The sequence below is a fragment of the Chryseobacterium pyrolae genome (genome assembly GCF_025153485.1).
Lineage (GTDB): Bacteria > Bacteroidota > Bacteroidia > Flavobacteriales > Weeksellaceae > Chryseobacterium > Chryseobacterium antibioticum.
In genome coordinates, this window is record NZ_JANZQH010000008.1 from 146,227 (window position 1) to 163,616 (window position 17,390).

At 39.1% G+C, this 17,390-nt stretch carries 16 protein-coding genes; 10 read left to right on the forward strand and 6 right to left on the reverse strand.

The features are described 5' to 3' along the window. From NZD88_RS16530 to NZD88_RS16545, 4 genes are read right to left on the reverse strand one after another with little or no spacing between them, the layout of a single operon-like run. The gene (locus NZD88_RS16530; protein WP_259830587.1) at positions 1–1,368 is read right to left on the reverse strand and encodes a hypothetical protein; all 1,368 of its coding nucleotides are present in this window, start codon (positions 1,366–1,368) and stop codon (positions 1–3) included. Positions 1,369–1,401: 33 nt separating this feature from the next. Then, the gene (locus NZD88_RS16535; protein ID WP_259830588.1) at positions 1,402–5,055 is read right to left on the reverse strand and encodes a hypothetical protein; all 3,654 of its coding nucleotides are present in this window, start codon (positions 5,053–5,055) and stop codon (positions 1,402–1,404) included. Between the two features lie 26 nt (positions 5,056–5,081). After that, positions 5,082–5,498 carry a hypothetical protein gene (locus NZD88_RS16540; protein WP_259830589.1) on the reverse strand — a complete coding sequence of 139 codons (417 nt, stop codon included), beginning with the start codon at positions 5,496–5,498 and terminating at the stop codon, positions 5,082–5,084. Beyond that, complete coding sequence (locus NZD88_RS16545) at positions 5,464–5,814, reverse strand: hypothetical protein (protein ID WP_169233265.1); 351 nt, start codon at positions 5,812–5,814, stop codon at positions 5,464–5,466. The genes NZD88_RS16540 and NZD88_RS16545 overlap by 35 nt, the downstream gene beginning before the upstream one ends. A 666-nt stretch (positions 5,815–6,480) precedes the next feature. Between NZD88_RS16545 and NZD88_RS16550 the strand changes: the two genes are divergently transcribed. The 4 genes from NZD88_RS16550 to NZD88_RS16565 all read left to right on the forward strand — a co-directional run bounded on the left by NZD88_RS16550 (position 6,481) and on the right by NZD88_RS16565 (position 11,081). Continuing rightward, positions 6,481–8,226 carry a CocE/NonD family hydrolase gene (locus NZD88_RS16550; RefSeq protein ID WP_259830591.1) on the forward strand — a complete coding sequence of 582 codons (1,746 nt, stop codon included), beginning with the start codon at positions 6,481–6,483 and terminating at the stop codon, positions 8,224–8,226. 189 nt (positions 8,227–8,415) lie between these two features. Further along, a complete protein-coding gene (gene pncA, locus NZD88_RS16555; RefSeq protein WP_259830592.1) occupies positions 8,416–9,006 on the forward strand; it encodes a bifunctional nicotinamidase/pyrazinamidase in 591 nt (196 codons plus the stop codon). A 187-nt stretch (positions 9,007–9,193) separates the two neighbouring features. After that, the gene (locus NZD88_RS16560; protein WP_169233261.1) at positions 9,194–10,219 is read left to right on the forward strand and encodes a rod shape-determining protein; all 1,026 of its coding nucleotides are present in this window, start codon (positions 9,194–9,196) and stop codon (positions 10,217–10,219) included. A 670-nt stretch (positions 10,220–10,889) separates the two neighbouring features. Then, positions 10,890–11,081: a cold-shock protein gene (locus NZD88_RS16565; protein ID WP_259830593.1), complete on the forward strand. Its 192-nt coding sequence runs from the start codon at positions 10,890–10,892 to the stop codon at positions 11,079–11,081. Positions 11,082–11,173: 92 nt separating this feature from the next. On the opposite strand, the gene NZD88_RS16570 is transcribed toward NZD88_RS16565, so the two are convergent. Further along, positions 11,174–11,857 (reverse strand): hypothetical protein, encoded by a 684-nt coding sequence (locus NZD88_RS16570; protein WP_259830594.1) that lies wholly within the window; start codon positions 11,855–11,857, stop codon positions 11,174–11,176. A 428-nt stretch (positions 11,858–12,285) separates the two neighbouring features. Between NZD88_RS16570 and NZD88_RS16575 the strand changes: the two genes are divergently transcribed. Continuing rightward, positions 12,286–12,654, forward strand: a complete 369-nt coding sequence (locus NZD88_RS16575) for a hypothetical protein (protein WP_169233258.1) — start codon at positions 12,286–12,288, stop codon at positions 12,652–12,654. A 38-nt stretch (positions 12,655–12,692) separates the two neighbouring features. On the opposite strand, the gene NZD88_RS16580 is transcribed toward NZD88_RS16575, so the two are convergent. After that, entirely contained in the window at positions 12,693–13,340 is a 648-nt protein-coding gene (locus NZD88_RS16580; RefSeq protein WP_259830595.1) for a hypothetical protein, read from the reverse strand. 152 nt (positions 13,341–13,492) lie between these two features. Between NZD88_RS16580 and NZD88_RS16585 the strand changes: the two genes are divergently transcribed. The 5 genes from NZD88_RS16585 (at position 13,493) to NZD88_RS16605 (ending at position 17,154) form a co-directional block, all read left to right on the forward strand. Beyond that, positions 13,493–14,065, forward strand: coding sequence for a C40 family peptidase (locus tag NZD88_RS16585; protein WP_259830596.1), 573 nt, complete (start codon positions 13,493–13,495; stop codon positions 14,063–14,065). Between the two features lie 24 nt (positions 14,066–14,089). Then, the gene (locus tag NZD88_RS16590) at positions 14,090–14,416 is read left to right on the forward strand and encodes a LytR/AlgR family response regulator transcription factor (protein WP_259830598.1); all 327 of its coding nucleotides are present in this window, start codon (positions 14,090–14,092) and stop codon (positions 14,414–14,416) included. 191 nt (positions 14,417–14,607) lie between these two features. Then, a complete protein-coding gene (locus tag NZD88_RS16595) occupies positions 14,608–14,979 on the forward strand; it encodes a DUF2255 family protein (protein ID WP_259830599.1) in 372 nt (123 codons plus the stop codon). A gap of 139 nt (positions 14,980–15,118) precedes the next feature. Continuing rightward, complete coding sequence (locus NZD88_RS16600; RefSeq protein WP_259830600.1) at positions 15,119–15,931, forward strand: 2,3,4,5-tetrahydropyridine-2,6-dicarboxylate N-succinyltransferase; 813 nt, start codon at positions 15,119–15,121, stop codon at positions 15,929–15,931. A gap of 125 nt (positions 15,932–16,056) precedes the next feature. Then, positions 16,057–17,154 (forward strand): glycosyltransferase family 4 protein, encoded by a 1,098-nt coding sequence (locus NZD88_RS16605; protein WP_259830601.1) that lies wholly within the window; start codon positions 16,057–16,059, stop codon positions 17,152–17,154. Positions 17,155–17,390: the final 236 nt, after the last annotated feature.

Sequence of the window (17,390 nt, forward strand, 5' to 3'; positions counted from 1 at the left end):
TTAAACGTCTACAATTAATCCCATATGGTCACTTGTACTTCTGACCCTTCGGTAATTGTTCCAGCCAACAAAAGTGGTCATAGCCCCTATATTGCCTCTAACATAACCGCCATGTCCTCCGGGACCTGCCGGTGGAAGTGCTAAAGCGGAAGGTAATCCTGCTGCAGGCATTCCTGCATTCAAAGCCATAGCAGAATTGTATACCAGGCTTCCCGGTGGTGCGCCCACTATCGGCGGTGCATCCCGGTTATACGTCGTGCCAGTCACCCGGTTCACAATGGTGATATTCGTAGCGGGTCCAACAGCTGTTCCTCCGCCATATCGGGTCAGTATATTATCCACACTCGAGAAAGTATCCTGGATCACATACTCATAACCGGGATATCCGTTGGTCTGCCACGGTCTTGCACTGTTGTGTGATCTGATCATGGTGCATACATAGCCTTTGTCCGGCCATACATTGGGTGTGGGGTTGATCTGGCGCGTATAGCCGACACCTCCAGGAAGGTTATTAAGTAACCGATCATAAGCAATAGGCTCGAAATGGGTGTTAAAAATATCCACATTAAAGTCCCCGACGATCACGCCCACTTCATTGACAGCAAGGTTGGTCGTCATTTCCTGGATATAGGAAAGCTGGGTGGTACCGTCTGCCGACTGTTGTTTTTTGGGAGAGGCATGAAAGGAAAGCAATTTGATTGTCCTTCCTCCATTTGCAGGTTCCCAGAATGTCGTTAAAAAAGGAGTTCTGTTAAAAGCATTGGGAAAATCCAGTACCGGTGCTACACCGCCTACCACAGGTCCGCGGAACTGCCATTGGCCCGCCAGATGGCGATAGGGTATTCCAGGATTAATCAGGTTTCCTCCGCCGGGTGCATTACCCAAAGGAAGAGCACCTGCCCAGTTAATTCCGTAATTAACAAGATTTCCCGCTCCGATATTAGCCACTGAATCAGAGGGATTAGCTCCGCCCTGCCAGCCCCATGGACCTGTGAACTGTACATTGGCATGGTTATAAAATACGGAAATACCTTCCTGTACATTGCCTTGTCCTAACCTGAGTGGAGGAACAAGTCGCCAGTCATTCGGTGCGGGAAACCAGATCCTTAACTGTTGTAGCAAAAACAGGCTGCCTGTTTCTCCGCCTGCTGTGATCAGCGTGCCAGGAGTGCCTGTGCCCGTAGATGTTTCTACCACCACAAAAATATCGGGTGTATTCTGGATAAGTGTTGTACGAATCACCTCTCTCCTGTAACCGGCTTGCGGCGGCGGAATCGTAAGAGTTCCGTCCCGTTTCCGCTTGGCTCTGGGTTCATTTATTTTGTTGATTCCGAACTTTTCAATGTTCCAATATAAGATACGGGCCATAAGACATAGGTTTTTAGGTTTATAACAACAGGTTTATACATTTTTGTTATAGGCGGCATACCAGCCCAGACTTTTGGCTGTAGCTCCGGGATTAGGATTACCAAACAACAGAAAGTCGGTATTTCCGCCCGGTGGTAGTTTCAGGATACCCAGCAATTTCAAAGCAATATTGGACAGGGTGAGCAGGTAAGATTGCTGGTCAACAACATATTGCAGGCTCAGCTTATCGATAGCCAGCTTCAATACACCTTGTATGCTCAGCAGCTTGGCGTTGCTTGCAGTACCAGGCAGCTTGATCCCCACAAAGGCGTTATAGCCGGGAGAAGCACTTTTGGAGCCGGGACTCCATGCTATGAGCAAGCTGGCATTAAAACCTACACTGCTGGCTAACTCACCCGGTGATCCCATATTAAGGGTCATCTGCAAGCCATACCAATCACCTGTAATTCCTGTGGCATTGATGCCGGGTAAGGAGAGCTTTAAATAGCCCTGACCTGATGGTGTTGAATCGTCATTGCCACTCAGCAGCTTATTGATCTGTAAAGCAAAATTGGGATAAAGACTGTTGGCCCTGGCGTTGCTTTGTGATGAGTTGAACGCAATCTGCGAGGCATCAAAAGCATAGGTGGTCACTGTTGGCGTATTGAGATTAAAAGCCATGTTCACATACAGATTACTGTAATTGAGCCCGTGTTGCAGGGTACCATCATTCAATGCAATACCAAAGGAAAAGGCATCCAACGGATAGGCTGGATCACCTTCATTAACCGGTGGAGCTGTCATTGTATCGAAATTGAGATAACCCCACATGGTAAACCTCGATTGTATGTCGAGTGCTGCAGGATCTGTTGTGAGTGTATTGAACTGTATTTTGGTGATCTCTACATTGGTCAGCAGGTTACTGTCAAAGTAGAACAGATTATCGTCTTTGTTGTCGAAAACATATACCGGTGTACCATTATGATCCTGATAAGTACCATTCAGTACTACAGTATTCAAACTATTCGAACCGTATGGGTTGTTGGTGCTGGTCACTTTATCGGAGAACAAATTGTTCATGGTGAGCTGTAACTTACTGGCAAAGTCCTTGATAGCGGTATTTTCAAACAATACCTGGAGGAATAATACTTTGAAATCGTAAGTAGCTCCGGCGGCAGGCTGTACCGGCTTATTGGGGTTCAGTCCCTGTGATATCTGCTGGGCATAAGCGGGATCAACATAATTGATCAGTCCAAACAGCGAACTGACGGGATCCATGGTGATCACGCCACCGGCATCCACTCTGTTCACTTCTATTCCGAAATGATGTGCGTAGAAGTTCTTAAGATTGATACCGCTGATCAATCCTTTTAACTGCTGCGGGAATTCCTGTAAATCGATCGTTGCTTTCAAAGCCAGAATACCATTCCAATTGGGATCATTGATGATGGTGTGAAACTTCTGATAATATTCCAGCTGACCGGAAGCAGGATCGGCCAGTGCCGCATTGTAAGAATCTTCGGCTGCTTCAAGATAAGTCTGGAGCCAGGATGACACTGCAACCAACTGGTTATAAGCAGCGGCGGCATCGGTGTTGTTTTTATCTATGTTAAATGCATTCGCCTGGGTCCATTCTTTGGGATTTTTTACCCGGTCGATGATGGAGCCTTTGCAGAATTTAAAGATCAATACATTATTGTAATCGGCGTAGGTATTGCTGGTGCCTACGTTCAGATCAAACGGCCAGTCTTCAATGGACATTTTATTGTTGAACACAGGCTGACTGCTTGAGCCACCACCAGGTGTATTCATGGTTGAAAACAAATCACCCAGATACTGATTATTAGTCACCACCAGAAATTGCTGGTTGGTAAGGAAGGCGCTTTGCATTTCCGGCATCAGGTTAATGAGGCTGAGCTGGTATTGTGGAGGTGTTGCCGGAGTTTGTCCTTCAGGGTTGAGGTATTCAGGTAAACCGCTGTTGACAGTATTCTGTGCCAGGTTCAGTAAACTCCAGTTTCCGTTGTTGTTCACATTGGCCACCAGGCCCTGTGGAGTGGTCGAGGCTGTATAGTCTGTAGCTGCAGTTTTGGCCATGGCTCTTTTGGCCTTACTTTTACTGCTGTGTGGTGTAGTGAAAGCAGCAGATATCAATGTTTTTCTTTCCGCGCTGAGTACTTTGGATTCAAATGTGCCGATACCATCAGCACTGGGTGGAGGTACAGGGTTTACACCTAGATAAGGCGCCATGGGTACCGCAAAACCAGTGGTTTGAGGCATATCTACTGAAGGTTCGTAAAAGCCGAGGAATCCGGTGATATTATTGCCGGGCGATGCCACCCCATGATCTTTAGCGTACAAAGAAGCACCCTGAGGCTGTGAGGCATATTGCACATTGCCGGGTGTGGCGGCAACGATATTGGCCCATGCTGTCAGATAAGTGCTGTCGAGTACGGGTTTGTCAGTGCCGGGGTTGGCCAGGGATACTTCCTGACCGGGAAAGTTGGCCGCAAAGGCAGCCTGTTTTGAGGTAAAACGTATGGTGTCGCCGGTTATAGTGCCGGCGTTGTTTTTATAGGGAGTAAATGAAACCACTTCTGTACCAGAAAGGCCGGGGAGTAAGCTGTACTGTCCGTTTTCATCGGCAAAGGCAGCTTGCGATGCGCCGGGATCGAGGTAAAAATCACCCTCCGGCGAAAGATAATATGATTTGATCCCTGCAGCATCCTGCGGGGAGATGACAAAGCGTGCACTGTTGTCTGCCGGAAAAAGATTATTGACCGGTGCTCCTGAATCCACCATGTCCACTGCGGGCCATAAAGTAAGAGGGTAGCCGGTATTGATGGCATAATAACTGGGCAGGCTGGCTGCTCTTGTTTTACCAGTATTCGCATTATAGATTTGGCCTGTAATGGCGAAATAGGTATTCAGTCCTCCATTATTGGCTACGTCAAGGAGATCGATTTCAGTCTGGGTAAGGAGATAATCATTGGTACTGCCTGTCTGCAGTATGGGATAGGCAAAGTAAGAAGGTGCTGTGCTGTCACCATAGTAATAGTTGTTTTGCAGACCGTATCCCTTAAAGTCCAGGTTCATATTCAGACCAAGCAAAAAACGGAAGGAGCCCGTACCCGGGCCGCTGAAAGGAATCGTAATGTCGCTTCTGAACATAGAGCTGGTACCTAATACTTTATTGGCAAAGGTCATATTGGGGTTGCCAGGTGTCCATGTGAGGCGTAAGGCATTAGGATTTTCATCCGGTTGTAGCTGCATTACGGTATTGTTCTGGATGGAGAGCGTCCCGAAGCCACTGCCGATAGTTACGTTAAATGGTTGTCCCACGACAAAAGGCGCGCTGGTGCCAAATTTTGCGAAGTTGAGGACCGTTGTATTCTGAGTGGAGGGTTTTTGTTCCGGGCTGCTTAACCATGCTGTCGTGAGGTTGGCCGTCACATTCTGCCGGAAGGTCAACAGGTAAGGCCTGTAGTTATCGATAAAGTTCTTTATATCGGAGGGGGCTGTTTGTGTAAACAGGAAATAGACCTGTTGTTGTGTTGCCGCCTGCAGGCTGATGGTAGGGTCAGTATAAGAAGATCCCTCAGGAAGCAATAAAGCGGTCCAATGTTGTCCTACCTGATTAGAAATATAGAGTGCAGGATTTCCTGAGTTTTCATTGCTGAATATGATCTCTGTTTCGGATGGTGCCATAAGAATAATTATAGGTTGTGAATACTTTAACCAGGGCAGAAGAGCATAACAAGAATCACAACATCCATCAGTGACAGATTTAATACCGTGATTTGCTTGCCTGCAAAGTTGCCTACAGCAATTACTTGTTGGCCGGGCTTTAAAGAATGTATACCATTGAAAATTTCCGCGCTGTCCAGCTGGATAGCATCAGGGGCACCGGTCAAAACGGTCATAGCTATATTAGCCTGACTGGTATTGGTGATCGAACAGATACAATCGCTTCCGTTATTGGTCATTTTTTGTGCATATTCAAAACGGGAAAGCGATACGGTATCAGCTTTAGACCTGATCACACCCTGACCCATTGCCAGGGTATGACCAAGAATAATTAATAAAAGGATCTGAAAGTGAAGTTTAAAGCTGCACTTAGCTGGTTTGACACTGAATAGTTGCCTCAGCATCATTTTGAGCATTAGTGATGTTGGTGATAGTGACTGTTGAGCCTCCAAAATCACCAAAAGCAGTAACTACAACGTTAGGAGAATTAGGTTTTAAAGAGTAAACTCCATCGAAAACTGATCTTGGCTGACTAGGATCGTCTACAATAATACCGCTTGCGGGTGCTCCTGAAATAGCGAATTTCAGTACGTTGCTTCTGCTGGAGTTAGCAATAGTAATAGTCGCGTTTGTGCCGTTTGCTGTGTTCCAGGTGCAAAATTGACCTGATTTAATGCTGGCCGTTCCGTTTTGGTTGATTACCGGGTTTTGTGATGCCATAATTATTGGTTTTTAAGGTTATAAAAATATTTTTGAAAAAATGTAATGTTACTACAGGATAAAGGATTTCATTTTTAACCTCAATTCTATCTTATCTGAAATCTATCTGGTCTTCTCTCTTTTTCTATTCCGTTTTATAATCAGACTTTTCAAATTCGCCTTTTATAGTATGAGAAGCTTCATTAAAGAACAATTCAAAGTAAATAAAATAAAATAATACCCTGTTAAGTGAAAATACCTGAATTATGAATTACGTATTTATACGTAGGTGGTTATCTGTTTAGAATCAAGACATTATTTTAGATAGGTTTAGCAGGTATGGTTGTATGATCTCAAATTATTCAAAGTTCTCCGTGTAAAAATTTGTAAATTGTAATGATGTAAAGTCTTCATTGGTGTAAACCTCACAGAATATTTTTGATAGAAATCGACAAATTCTCCTTAGCTGCTTATAAAATATCTGAGGATAAATATCAGAACTACTTGTTTTCAGGATGTTTTGTATAGTTTAAAATATCAAAATAATGAATTAAATTATAATGTAAAATAACTCATTATGCTTAGTGAATAAGCATTATATTAGCCGGTGAAATTAAGCTGGTTATTCAGCGTAAAGGCATAAGATACCGGATAGCTCAACCAACCGAAATAAACTAAAATTAACCCATGAAAATATTGTTGAATTTCATCATTCTATTTCTGGCATTTTTCTATTGTCCAGCCCAACAAACAAAAAAAGCAAAAGCGGAAGATCTAAAAAGTATTTACAATATTCAGGATAGTGTTTCTGTAAAAACCAGAGATGGGGCCACTTTATCTTTAATCGTAGTCCGTAAAAAAGGAGATGAAAAACCTGCACCAGTTATACTTCAATCAACAATTTATGTTAGAGATAAAGGCCGCGATATGGTATCATTAAAGCGATCTGTAGATAATGGTTATATAGGAGTTATTGCCTATGCTAGAGGAAAAAGATTCAGTCAGGACGAAATACTTCCCTATGAGAATGATGCAAATGATACGTATGATGTCATTGATTGGATCAGTAAACAGAAATGGTCTAATGGAAGTGTTGGGATGTATGGAGGAAGTTATAATGGATTTACACAGTGGGCAGCCTGCAAAACCCTGCATCCGGCTCTTAAAACAATTGTACCTTATGTAGCGGCCAGACCGGGCCAGGGCTTACCTGTAGAAAATAATATTTTTGTTAACCCCAATTATGAATGGGCATTTTACGTTGGAAATAATAAATCTCTGGATACCATAGCCGGAAATGACAGACAGCGTTTTAGAAAAATGCAGAATACATGGTGGGAAACAGGAGTCGCATATAAGAAATTAGACAGTATAGACGGTGTCCCAAACAAATGGTTTCAACGATGGATCAGCCATCCTTCTTTTGATCATTATTGGCAAAAAATGACACCCTATAAAAAAGATTTCGCCCAAATAAAAATACCCGTTTTGGCGTTTGACGGTTACTATAATGACGGGCAGAGTTCAGGTTTATATTATTTGAGAGAACTTCAAAAGTATAGCCCTGAAACACCTGCTTATTTAATTATAGGACCCTATGGGCATTTTGGAACCCAAAGTGGGGGAGAAGCCACTCTGTACGAGTATAAAGTAGATCCTGTTGCGTTGTTTGATATCAATAAAATTACGTATCAGTGGTTTGATTATATTTTAAAGAATGGGACTAAACCCGACATTTTAAAAGATAAAATTAACTATCAGGTAATGGGCACCAATGAATGGCGAAGTGCTCCATCTCTTGATAAAATGAATAATGGTTTTTTAACCCTGTACCTCACAGATAATAAATCAGGGAAATTCTACTCTCTAAATTCACAAAAGCCCCTTAAAAGAAGCTATTTAACACAAGAGGTAGATTTTGCAAACAGAGAAATAACAAATAATGATTATTATCCGGAACCTATTATTCGAAAGGAAATTGATACTGCTAACGGATTTAATTTCATCAGTGAACCTTTAAAAGAACCCATGCTAATCAATGGATCGTTTTTAGGAGAAATCAAAGCCAGCATCAATAAAAAGGATATGGATATCGGCGTGACATTGTATGAGTTAATGCCAAATGGAGAATATTTTCATCTGTCTTATTTTATTGGGCGCGCAAGTTACTCCACGGATATTACCAAAAGGAAATTGCTGAGACCCAATGAAATCGAAACAATTCCATTCTCCAATACCCATTTGGTAAGCAAACAGTTAAGTAAGGGCAGCCGACTGGTGATCTACCTAAATGTAAATAAAAATCCGTTTTCTGAACTTAACTACGGAACAGGAAAAACAGTAAGCGAAGAAACCATTAAAGATGCCAAAGAACCATTAAAAGTGAAATGGTACAACGATAGCTTTGTTAAGATTCCGATTGTTAGAAACTGATTGATCTGGAAATGTGAATAGGTTGATACGCGTATAATTTCTTGATTGTACTGGCAATAATAATCAGATAAATTGAATTTAAATGTTTCATTAGTAAAAAATTCACATTATGTGGAAAAATAGTTAAATTTGAATACTTTAAATCACGTATTGTAGATTTATTAAACTAATAACATTTAATTTTTATTTATGAATGCTCTAATTATCATCGATGTACAGTATGATTTTTTACCGGGAGGCGCTTTAGCCGTTAACCAGGGTAATGAAATTGTTCAAATTATTAACGAATTACAGTCAGAATATGATCTCGTAGTAGCCACACAAGATTGGCATCCTGCAGGCCACAAAAGTTTCTTTACTTCCCATCCGGGTAAAAAACCGTTTGAAGAAATATCATTAAATGGATTAAATCAGGTGCTATGGCCGGAACATTGCTTACAAGGAACACAGGGAGCTGAATTGGTTCCGGAACTTTTAACCAATCATATTGAGGCTATTTTCAGAAAAGGAATGGATAAAGAAATTGATAGCTACAGTGGTTTCTTTGATAATGGTAGAAAAAAATCTACAGGCATGGCCGATTATCTTAAGGGGAGAGGGGTTACAGAAGTAGCCGTTTGCGGAGTGGCCGCTGATTATTGTGTCTATTATACAGCTAATGATGCATTAGACTTAGGTTTTAAATCAAGTATTATAGAACGCGCTTCTAAACCCATAGATGCAGAAAGATATAAGCGTGTGACAGCAGACTTTAAATTAAAAGGAGGGACTGTTATTTAGTGTCTCTTCATAATAGTTTGGTCAGGATCATAAGATTGTATTCGTCTCCAGAACATAACTGCCTGTCTGTAAGCAATAATTTTTCTTTGGCCAATACTTTAACGTAAGTTTAACTCTAATTACAATTTCTACTTTCACCGATATCATTAGTAATAGCGTATTTTTGCGGTCAATAAAATAATGGAATATGGGATTGTTCGATATGTTTACACAGGAAATAGCTATTGATTTAGGAACGGCCAATACCCTTATCATACATAATAATAAGATTGTTATCGATCAGCCCTCTATAGTGGCTATTGACCGAACTACGGGAAAACCTATTGCTGTAGGACTACAGGCTAAGCTTATGCAGGGAAAAACCCATGAAAACATTAGGACAATACGTCCTTTGAAAGATGGGGTCATCGCAGATTTTCATGCGTCTGAGCATATGATTAAGGAATTTATCAAACTGATTCCGGAGATCGGAGGGAAATTTATGCAACCTGCCCTTAGAATAGTAATATGCATTCCATCAGGAATTACTGAAGTTGAAAAAAGAGCTGTAAAAGATTCAGCACTGAAAGTAAATGCTAAGGAAGTGAAACTGATTTACGAGCCAATGGCAGCAGCTATTGGTGCCGGAATTGATGTTGAAAGTCCTGAAGGAAATATGATTGTTGATATAGGTGGTGGGACTACTGAAATAGCCGTAATTGCGCTGGGCGGTATTGTCTGCGACAAATCTCTTAAGATTGCAGGGGATGTCTTTACCAATGATATTGCCTATTTCATCAGATCTCAGTACAATTTAGATATTGGGGAGAGAACTGCTGAAAGAGTCAAAATTGAGATAGGCTCTGCACTGGAGGAGCTGGACTTTGTCCTGGAAGATATTCCGGTACAGGGACGAGATCTGATTACAGGTAAGCCAAAAGAAATTATGGTGAGCTATAAAGAAGTTTTCAAAGCTCTTGATAAATCGATTATGAGAATTGAGGATGCTATTATGGAAACGCTTTCTATTACCCCGCCGGAACTGGCATCGGATATTTACAAAACAGGTATTTTTCTTGCCGGAGGAGGAGCGTTGCTGAACGGGTTGGCAGATAGAATCCATCTAAAAACGGGATTGCCGGTGTGCGTAGCAGAAGACCCATTAAGAGCTGTTGTTCGTGGAACAGGTATTGCTCTTAAAAACATCAATAAGTTTAGATTTCTTATCAAATAGAATAGTCTACATTGTATTGTAAGTTATAGCATCAGTAAGTAAATTTTACTAATACAATTCTGCATATATAAAGGTTATCTGAATTAAAAAGATAGATTTGCAAAGGATTTATAAAAATAATAAAGCCTGCAATGATGAAAATTGCGGGCTTTACTTATTGTATTTAAGAAATATTGCTTCCAATTACCTAATTTTACTATTATGCTAAAAATGATCAGGTTGTTGATTTAATATTTTCTTGGTTAGTGATCAAAAAAACAGTGTACAAGCATAGATTTGCTGAGTGTAGGACTCATAGTAGAACCGTAATTTTTGCATCTGAGACATGATAAATTGAGAAAAAAATAAATAAATTTGTAAAATAGTTTGTTTTTTAATAAATTTTACATACATTTGTAAAATAATCGGGCTCCTGCCAACGCTTTTTCTGAAGCTTTTGAGTTTACTCTTTTCTATCAGTTTTCGCTTTTTCAGCCGCTAAGTTTTGTTATCAATATACGGGTGAAGTACCTTTTTTCCAACTTGAATATTTTCAGGTCTTTAAAAAATACCAACATCAATTTTTGCTCACAAACCGATTTATTATTGCTTTGATGGTTTCATCATTTCAGTAATGGTGATAGCCAAAAACAGTTTATCAATGAATACAATAATTTTATAATACAATACAATGCAACAAGGAACAGTAAAATTCTTTAATGATGCCAAAGGTTTTGGTTTTATTACACCATCAAACGGCGGTCAGGATATTTTCGTACACTCATCAGGTTTAAAGGATAATATCCGTGAAAACGACACTGTAACATTCGATTTAGAAAACGGTAAAAAGGGCGTTAACGCAGTTAACGTGCGCGTAGCATAAATTAAGAGGAAAGGTTAAATCTTTCTCTGTACTAAAAAAATCCGGCTCAATTTTATATTGAGCCGGATTTTTAATTTTATAAAGATGTATTTCTAGTTACTTTTTGAGCGGGATATTGATAAAAGATACACAAGGTGTGCAAACATACTTCTTTTCACAGATTCTACTTTGATATCACCGGTCGTCTGGTTAATGGTGGTCACAATATCTGCGTTGCACTGTCCCGAAAAACTACCGGTTCCTAAATAGTTGGCTGAATTAGCAGTAGGGTAGGAGATTCTGGGATAATCCGGAGCCACCTGTTCCGCAGCTGTTGCACCCCCTACATACCCTTTGTTATCGATAAATCGGGAAGCCCAGGTTCCTAAAAATTGTCCGTTACCTGTATTAATCGTTTGTCCTACTACAATCTGAGTGTCTACAGCACGGGTGAAACCTGCACAAGAACTGTAATGGTTGACCTTAACCGTACAGGAAGAAGCGTTATCTGTAGGTTGGAAACATTGTCCTTCATAAATAGTCAGCCTTTGTTCTGCTGCTGATGTAGAAGTATTCAATAATGCCTTGGGAGAGAAGATTTCTTCAGGGGAGATCAGGGTTAAAACTCCCTGTTGGTCTGCTGATACAATTTTTCTCTCAGCATTGGCTAAAGCTCTTACTCTAACCAATCCGTTAACATCTAAAGTATGGGATGGAGTGTCAGTATTAATCCCTACCTGGGATTTCAAGCTACTGAAAAAAGCGACGGCAACAAAAAATATTATTCTTGTTTTCATGGTATTAATTAGGGTTTTAGTGATTTTTATATTTTTCACTAAATTAAGAAATATTTATAACCTTGAAAATAAATTTCAATTAAATTGTAAATTATAGAATGAAAATAATTTATATTGAAAAAATTCAACATAATAAACGTAATATTTTAATATAACCCCAATGTTGTTATTTGTGGAATTTTTTGATAAGTTACCATCTTATCAGTTGTTTCCATTTGGGAAATAATTGTATTTTAGCCAAAATATACAGCTAATTCATAAAAATATAAACAGCTGATTAAAATTCAGATAATCTGAATAAAAAAATTAGTAGATTTGCACGGAACAAGCCGTAAAAACAATAAACATTAATTCAATTTTCTATTTTCAGAGTAGAAAATGAATACATAACAATAAAATTTGATTAGGTTATAAAACTATTAGAAACTATGAAGAAACTTTTTTTACTTCTTTTAACAGCTTTTTTATTTATCGGATGTAGCTCTGATGATGACACTATTTATGATTATATAGGAACATGGTCAGGAAAGTATACAGGAAGCGATGACGGAACCTGGAACCTTGTGGTAGCCAGCGACGGAAAAGTAACCGGTACGATGCATTCTACAGTTAATGACGAAAATTATAACATTTCCGGAAACTTAACGGATACTGGTGATCTTACTGCTGTAATCGGGCTTCCTGACGACGGAGAATTCAAAGGAACCCTTTCAAGAGAGAAAAAAGGAAACGGAAACTGGTCAAACGCTGTTCCCACACCCGCAAGATACGGGACCTGGACAGGAGACAAAAAATAAACAGAAAGCCTGCAGATCAATCTGCAGGCTTTTTTTATCTAAATAAATCCCATATGGGTAATTTCTTCCTTATGCTTCAGTACTAAAAAGTAGAGTAGGAACATGTCCTCTGAAAAATGCTTTTTAAAAGGGATGCCTGTTTTCTGTTCCACAGAAATTCTTTCTTCAAAATATTCCGCGGAGTATACTTCAAGATCAGGTTGTATTGTGACGATTACTATGTCATCCCCGGATAGTAGCCTTCCTAAGTTGAGCGTCTTGTTATCATTTTCTTCCAGAACAGATACTTCCGGATAGATATTTCCTTTTTTTCCAAATCTGAATTCTTTAAGTAACTTTAATCCTTCCGGGGTTATGAGACCGTTTTGGACCGTTCTTTTTCCTCTTTCCGAAACAATATCAAGATCCTTTATGGCAGTCATCAGTTTTGCAAATTTCTGATAGAGCAATGGATCGCCAGCTTCCTTAATATAGCCTTCAATACAGCTCCGTATTGTTTTTCCGGCTTTGGAACAATGTCCGAATTCTGAACTGTTCTGCCTTACTTTCTCATAAGAAGGGCTTTTTTTGAACGCTGTTTTATTAAATCCGCTTTTTTTTCGCACCACATTTTTCCCGTTCAGGCTGTAAAAAACCAGATCGCCTACGCTTCCGTTGATTTTTATTAAACTTTCATAGGTTGCCATATCGTAAAATTGAATTCAAATATACTAATAAATATAGGAAATCAATATTTTAACATATATTTATTATATAGTTGTAGTATACTTATAATATAATTTAAATATAAAATGTATATTTGTGGATAATTAGTTACTTCATTTAAAATCAGATGACTATGAGACCGGGATTATTTGAAAAAAACTTAAGAATAAAACAGTTTTCCATTCTGCTGATTGCTTCGGCTCTGGCAGTTTCCTGTGGATCCTCTAAAAATGCATCCTCTAAAAAGAATATGGGAACGAAAACTATCGTAAAAGCTGAAAACCTTAGAAAACTGGATTCTAAATTTGACGGGAAGATTTCCAGATCCGTCAGCGATATCCTAAAAGATGCTGAAAAATATATCGGAGCACCATATAAATTCGGTGGAAATACCTCTTCAGGTTTTGACTGTTCCGGATTCACTGTAAAAGTTTTTGAAGAAAATGATTTTTCATTGCCCCGCAGATCTACAGATCAGGCTGATGCCGGTCAAAAGATCGATATCAAAGAAGTAAAGCCAGGTGATCTTCTGTTTTTTGCCACAGCTGGGGGAAGCAGAGTTTCTCATGTAGGGATCGTTCATGATATCGGAGCGGATGGCGAAGTGAAATTTATCCATGCATCTACTTCAAAAGGAGTAATGATTTCTTCATTAAACGAAAAATACTGGAATAAAGCTTATCTTCACGCTCAGAGAGTTTTATAATTGCTTATTTAAACTGATCATTGAATGGAGAACCGGACCTTTGCTTTTATTAAAACAGATAAAAAACTGGTAAAATTGTTCTTTAAAGACATTACCATCATCAAAGGTTTGGGCAATTATGTGGAAATCCATACCACCTCAAATAAAAAATACATCTACTACAAAACCCTTAAAGACCTCATAGAAAGTCTTCCTGACGAATTCATGAGAGTTCACAATTCTTATATTGTCAATTTAACGAATATTGAATATTTCGAGGATAACCAGCTTGTGTGCCAAGACCATAAAATTGCCGTAGCCAAAAGTTATAAAGAATGCCTTATCGCAGCACTCAATACAATGATGCTCTGAAAAAAGTAAGCCTCTAAAACTACTCTTAAATAACCTGTTAAGGTTTTAAACATTGACAGGGCTCTGCATGCTCGAATAAATGATACCCTAACAAACATCAGAAAATCAACAATCCAAATAATATTTTATTCAGGCTAAATAATAAATTAGCTAAATTGTTCTTTTCATTTTAGATTCGTAAAAAATTAACAATGAATAAAGACTTAGCATTAGATTACATCAACAGTCACAATATTATTGAAATAAAGGCAGGACAACAGAGAAACACCTTCCTGGAAATCTGGATGGTTACCGTTAATGACCGAATTTTTGCCAGATCATGGGGACTTGCAGAGCGAAGCTGGTACCATACTTTTTTAGAAGAGTCTCAAGGGCAGATCAAATGTGGAGAGGAGATATTCAATATAAAAGCTCTCGTTCCTGATGATCTCAAAGAGCTTACACCTGATATTAATACTGCTTATTTAACAAAATATAATACAGGTTTCAATCTTCATTATTCAAAAGGAATTATTCAGCAAAAACACGTTGAAAAGACAATGGAATTCATTATTTGTGAATAATATTTAAAAAGCGAACAGAGAATAACTCCCATTGAGGGCTCTCAGCAGAACTTGTATACTAAAACAATCTTTTGTACTTTTGACCTTCAAAACTGCGGGAAGCTGCAGGAATAATGTATACTAAAATCAAACAAGAAACATGTCGTTACAACAAACTATCGAAAACATTTGGGATAATAGAGATTTATTACAGAACGAAGACAGCAAGAAGACCATAAGAGAGGTTATTTCTTTATTGGATTCAGGAGAACTTCGTGTAGCTGAGCCTACAGAAAACGGATGGCAGGTGAATGAATGGGTGAAGAAAGCTGTAGTAATGTATTTCCCGATCCAGAAGATGGAAACTATTGAAGTAGGTCCGTTTGAATTTCATGACAAAATTCCTTTGAAGAAAAACTATGCTGAAAAAGGAGTAAGAGTTGTACCGCATGCCATTGCAAGAGAAGGATCTTTCGTAGCATCGGGCGTTATCTTGATGCCTTCTTATGTCAATATCGGAGCTTATGTAGATTCCGGAACGATGGTGGATACTTGGGCTACCGTAGGAAGCTGTGCACAGATCGGTAAAAACGTTCACTTGAGTGGTGGTGTTGGTATCGGTGGGGTATTAGAGCCATTACAGGCAGCTCCGGTGATCATTGAGGACGATTGTTTCATCGGATCAAGATGTATCGTAGTAGAAGGTGTTCACGTAGAAAGAGAAGCTGTATTGGGTGCGAATGTAGTATTAACTGCTTCCACAAAAATTATTGATGTTACAGGTGACCAGCCTATTGAAATCAAAGGGAGAGTGCCTGCCCGTTCAGTAGTAATCCCGGGAAGCTATACCAAACAGTATCCGGCTGGAGAATACCAGGTTCCATGTGCATTGATTATCGGTCAGAGAAAAGAATCAACAGATAAAAAAACATCTCTTAATGAGGCTTTAAGAGAGAATAATGTAGCTGTATAAGCTGTATATTCTCTAAATTTTAAAGATTGATTTTTAAAATTTATACAATAAACCCTGAATAGTCATTTAGGGTTTATTTTATTTATACCTTTAAACCGTTAATAAAGCTTATTAAAAACATTCATATGAAGATTGCCTTCGACGCAAAACGTTTTTTTCATAATACGTCCGGATTGGGCAATTATTCAAGAGACCTGGTCAGGATCCTTTCTCAGTATTATCCCGAAAATGAATACCTGCTGCTGAACAAAAACAGTTCAGAACGTGGAAAAGAAATTCTTGAAAGACCGGATGTCCGCTTTGTAGAAACCTCGAAAGGAAACCTTTCCCGACAGCTTAAAATGGGTAAAGACGCCCAAAAAGAAGGCGCCGACATATTCCATGGACTCTCCGGCGAATTGCCCTTGAAATGGGGCAAAGAACCCATCAAAAAAATAGTGACGATCCATGATCTGATCTTTATGAGATACCCGCAATACTATTCTTTTTTTGACCGGAAAATACACCTGTGGAAATTTAAAAAAGCAGCCGCTTCCGCAGATAAAATTATCGCTATTTCGGAACAAACCAAAAGAGATATTATTACCTATCTAAAAGTTCCTGAAACCAAAATTGAAGTCATTTATCAGGGCTGTCACAAAGCTTTTAAAGAACAGCAGTCGGACGAATATATTCAGACGGTAAAAGATAAATTCAACCTCCCGGAACGTTATATTCTGAACGTAGGAACCATTGAAGAGCGTAAAAATCTTTTAAGTATTGTTAAAGGAATCAACGGAAGCGAAATTCCATTAGTCGTAGTTGGAAGAAAGACGAATTATTATAAAAAAGTAGAAGCGTTCATCAGAAAAAATAAGATGGATAAACAAGTGATCTTCCTGGAAGGAGTTTCCATGGATGAGCTGGCAGTGATCTATAAACTGGCAGATATTTTTGTCTATCCCAGTTTTTTTGAAGGCTTTGGAATCCCTATTATAGAAGCGCTTTTCTCAAGAACGGCAACCATTACCAGCAATACAAGCTGCCTGCCGGAAGCAGGAGGAGAAGACTCTGTTTACATCAATCCCGGAAATGATCAGGACATTGGAGCCAAGATAAAATTTCTCTGGGAAAATGAATCCGAGAGAAAACGCCGTGCAGAAAAGAGTTTCAGGTTTGTTCAGAGATTTAATGATGAGCCTATAGCAGCTCAGTTGATGGATCTCTACAAAAAAATTCTGTAAAAAAACTTTGCAGTTTAAAAATAAATCCTACATTTGTACCACAATTCAAAACAATGAAACCGAATTTTTTAACACTTCATCATTATTATCATCATCTCTGCTAAGACGGAATTGGTTGATATAAACATGTGTTAAAATCAAAATAATTAAAACCGTCTGAGTAAACAGACGGTTTTTTTGTTTTCCAAATTCTTCCCGGAAAATATCCAACAGATCAGTTTTTATTTACTCAGACC

Bases quoted from the DNA above. Each gene is read 5' to 3' on its own strand.
- NZD88_RS16530 (WP_259830587.1), bottom strand. From the start codon at position 1,368: ATGGCCCGTATCTTATATTGGAACATTGAAAAGTTCGGAATCAACAAA.
- NZD88_RS16535 (WP_259830588.1), bottom strand. From the start codon at position 5,055: ATGGCACCATCCGAAACAGAGATCATATTCAGCAATGAAAACTCAGGA.
- NZD88_RS16540 (WP_259830589.1), bottom strand. From the start codon at position 5,498: ATGCTGAGGCAACTATTCAGTGTCAAACCAGCTAAGTGCAGCTTTAAA.
- NZD88_RS16545 (WP_169233265.1), bottom strand. From the start codon at position 5,814: ATGGCATCACAAAACCCGGTAATCAACCAAAACGGAACGGCCAGCATT.
- NZD88_RS16550 (WP_259830591.1), top strand. From the start codon at position 6,481: ATGAAAATATTGTTGAATTTCATCATTCTATTTCTGGCATTTTTCTAT.
- pncA (WP_259830592.1), top strand. From the start codon at position 8,416: ATGAATGCTCTAATTATCATCGATGTACAGTATGATTTTTTACCGGGA.
- NZD88_RS16560 (WP_169233261.1), top strand. From the start codon at position 9,194: ATGGGATTGTTCGATATGTTTACACAGGAAATAGCTATTGATTTAGGA.
- NZD88_RS16565 (WP_259830593.1), top strand. From the start codon at position 10,890: ATGCAACAAGGAACAGTAAAATTCTTTAATGATGCCAAAGGTTTTGGT.
- NZD88_RS16570 (WP_259830594.1), bottom strand. From the start codon at position 11,857: ATGAAAACAAGAATAATATTTTTTGTTGCCGTCGCTTTTTTCAGTAGC.
- NZD88_RS16575 (WP_169233258.1), top strand. From the start codon at position 12,286: ATGAAGAAACTTTTTTTACTTCTTTTAACAGCTTTTTTATTTATCGGA.
- NZD88_RS16580 (WP_259830595.1), bottom strand. From the start codon at position 13,340: ATGGCAACCTATGAAAGTTTAATAAAAATCAACGGAAGCGTAGGCGAT.
- NZD88_RS16585 (WP_259830596.1), top strand. From the start codon at position 13,493: ATGAGACCGGGATTATTTGAAAAAAACTTAAGAATAAAACAGTTTTCC.
- NZD88_RS16590 (WP_259830598.1), top strand. From the start codon at position 14,090: ATGGAGAACCGGACCTTTGCTTTTATTAAAACAGATAAAAAACTGGTA.
- NZD88_RS16595 (WP_259830599.1), top strand. From the start codon at position 14,608: ATGAATAAAGACTTAGCATTAGATTACATCAACAGTCACAATATTATT.
- NZD88_RS16600 (WP_259830600.1), top strand. From the start codon at position 15,119: ATGTCGTTACAACAAACTATCGAAAACATTTGGGATAATAGAGATTTA.
- NZD88_RS16605 (WP_259830601.1), top strand. From the start codon at position 16,057: ATGAAGATTGCCTTCGACGCAAAACGTTTTTTTCATAATACGTCCGGA.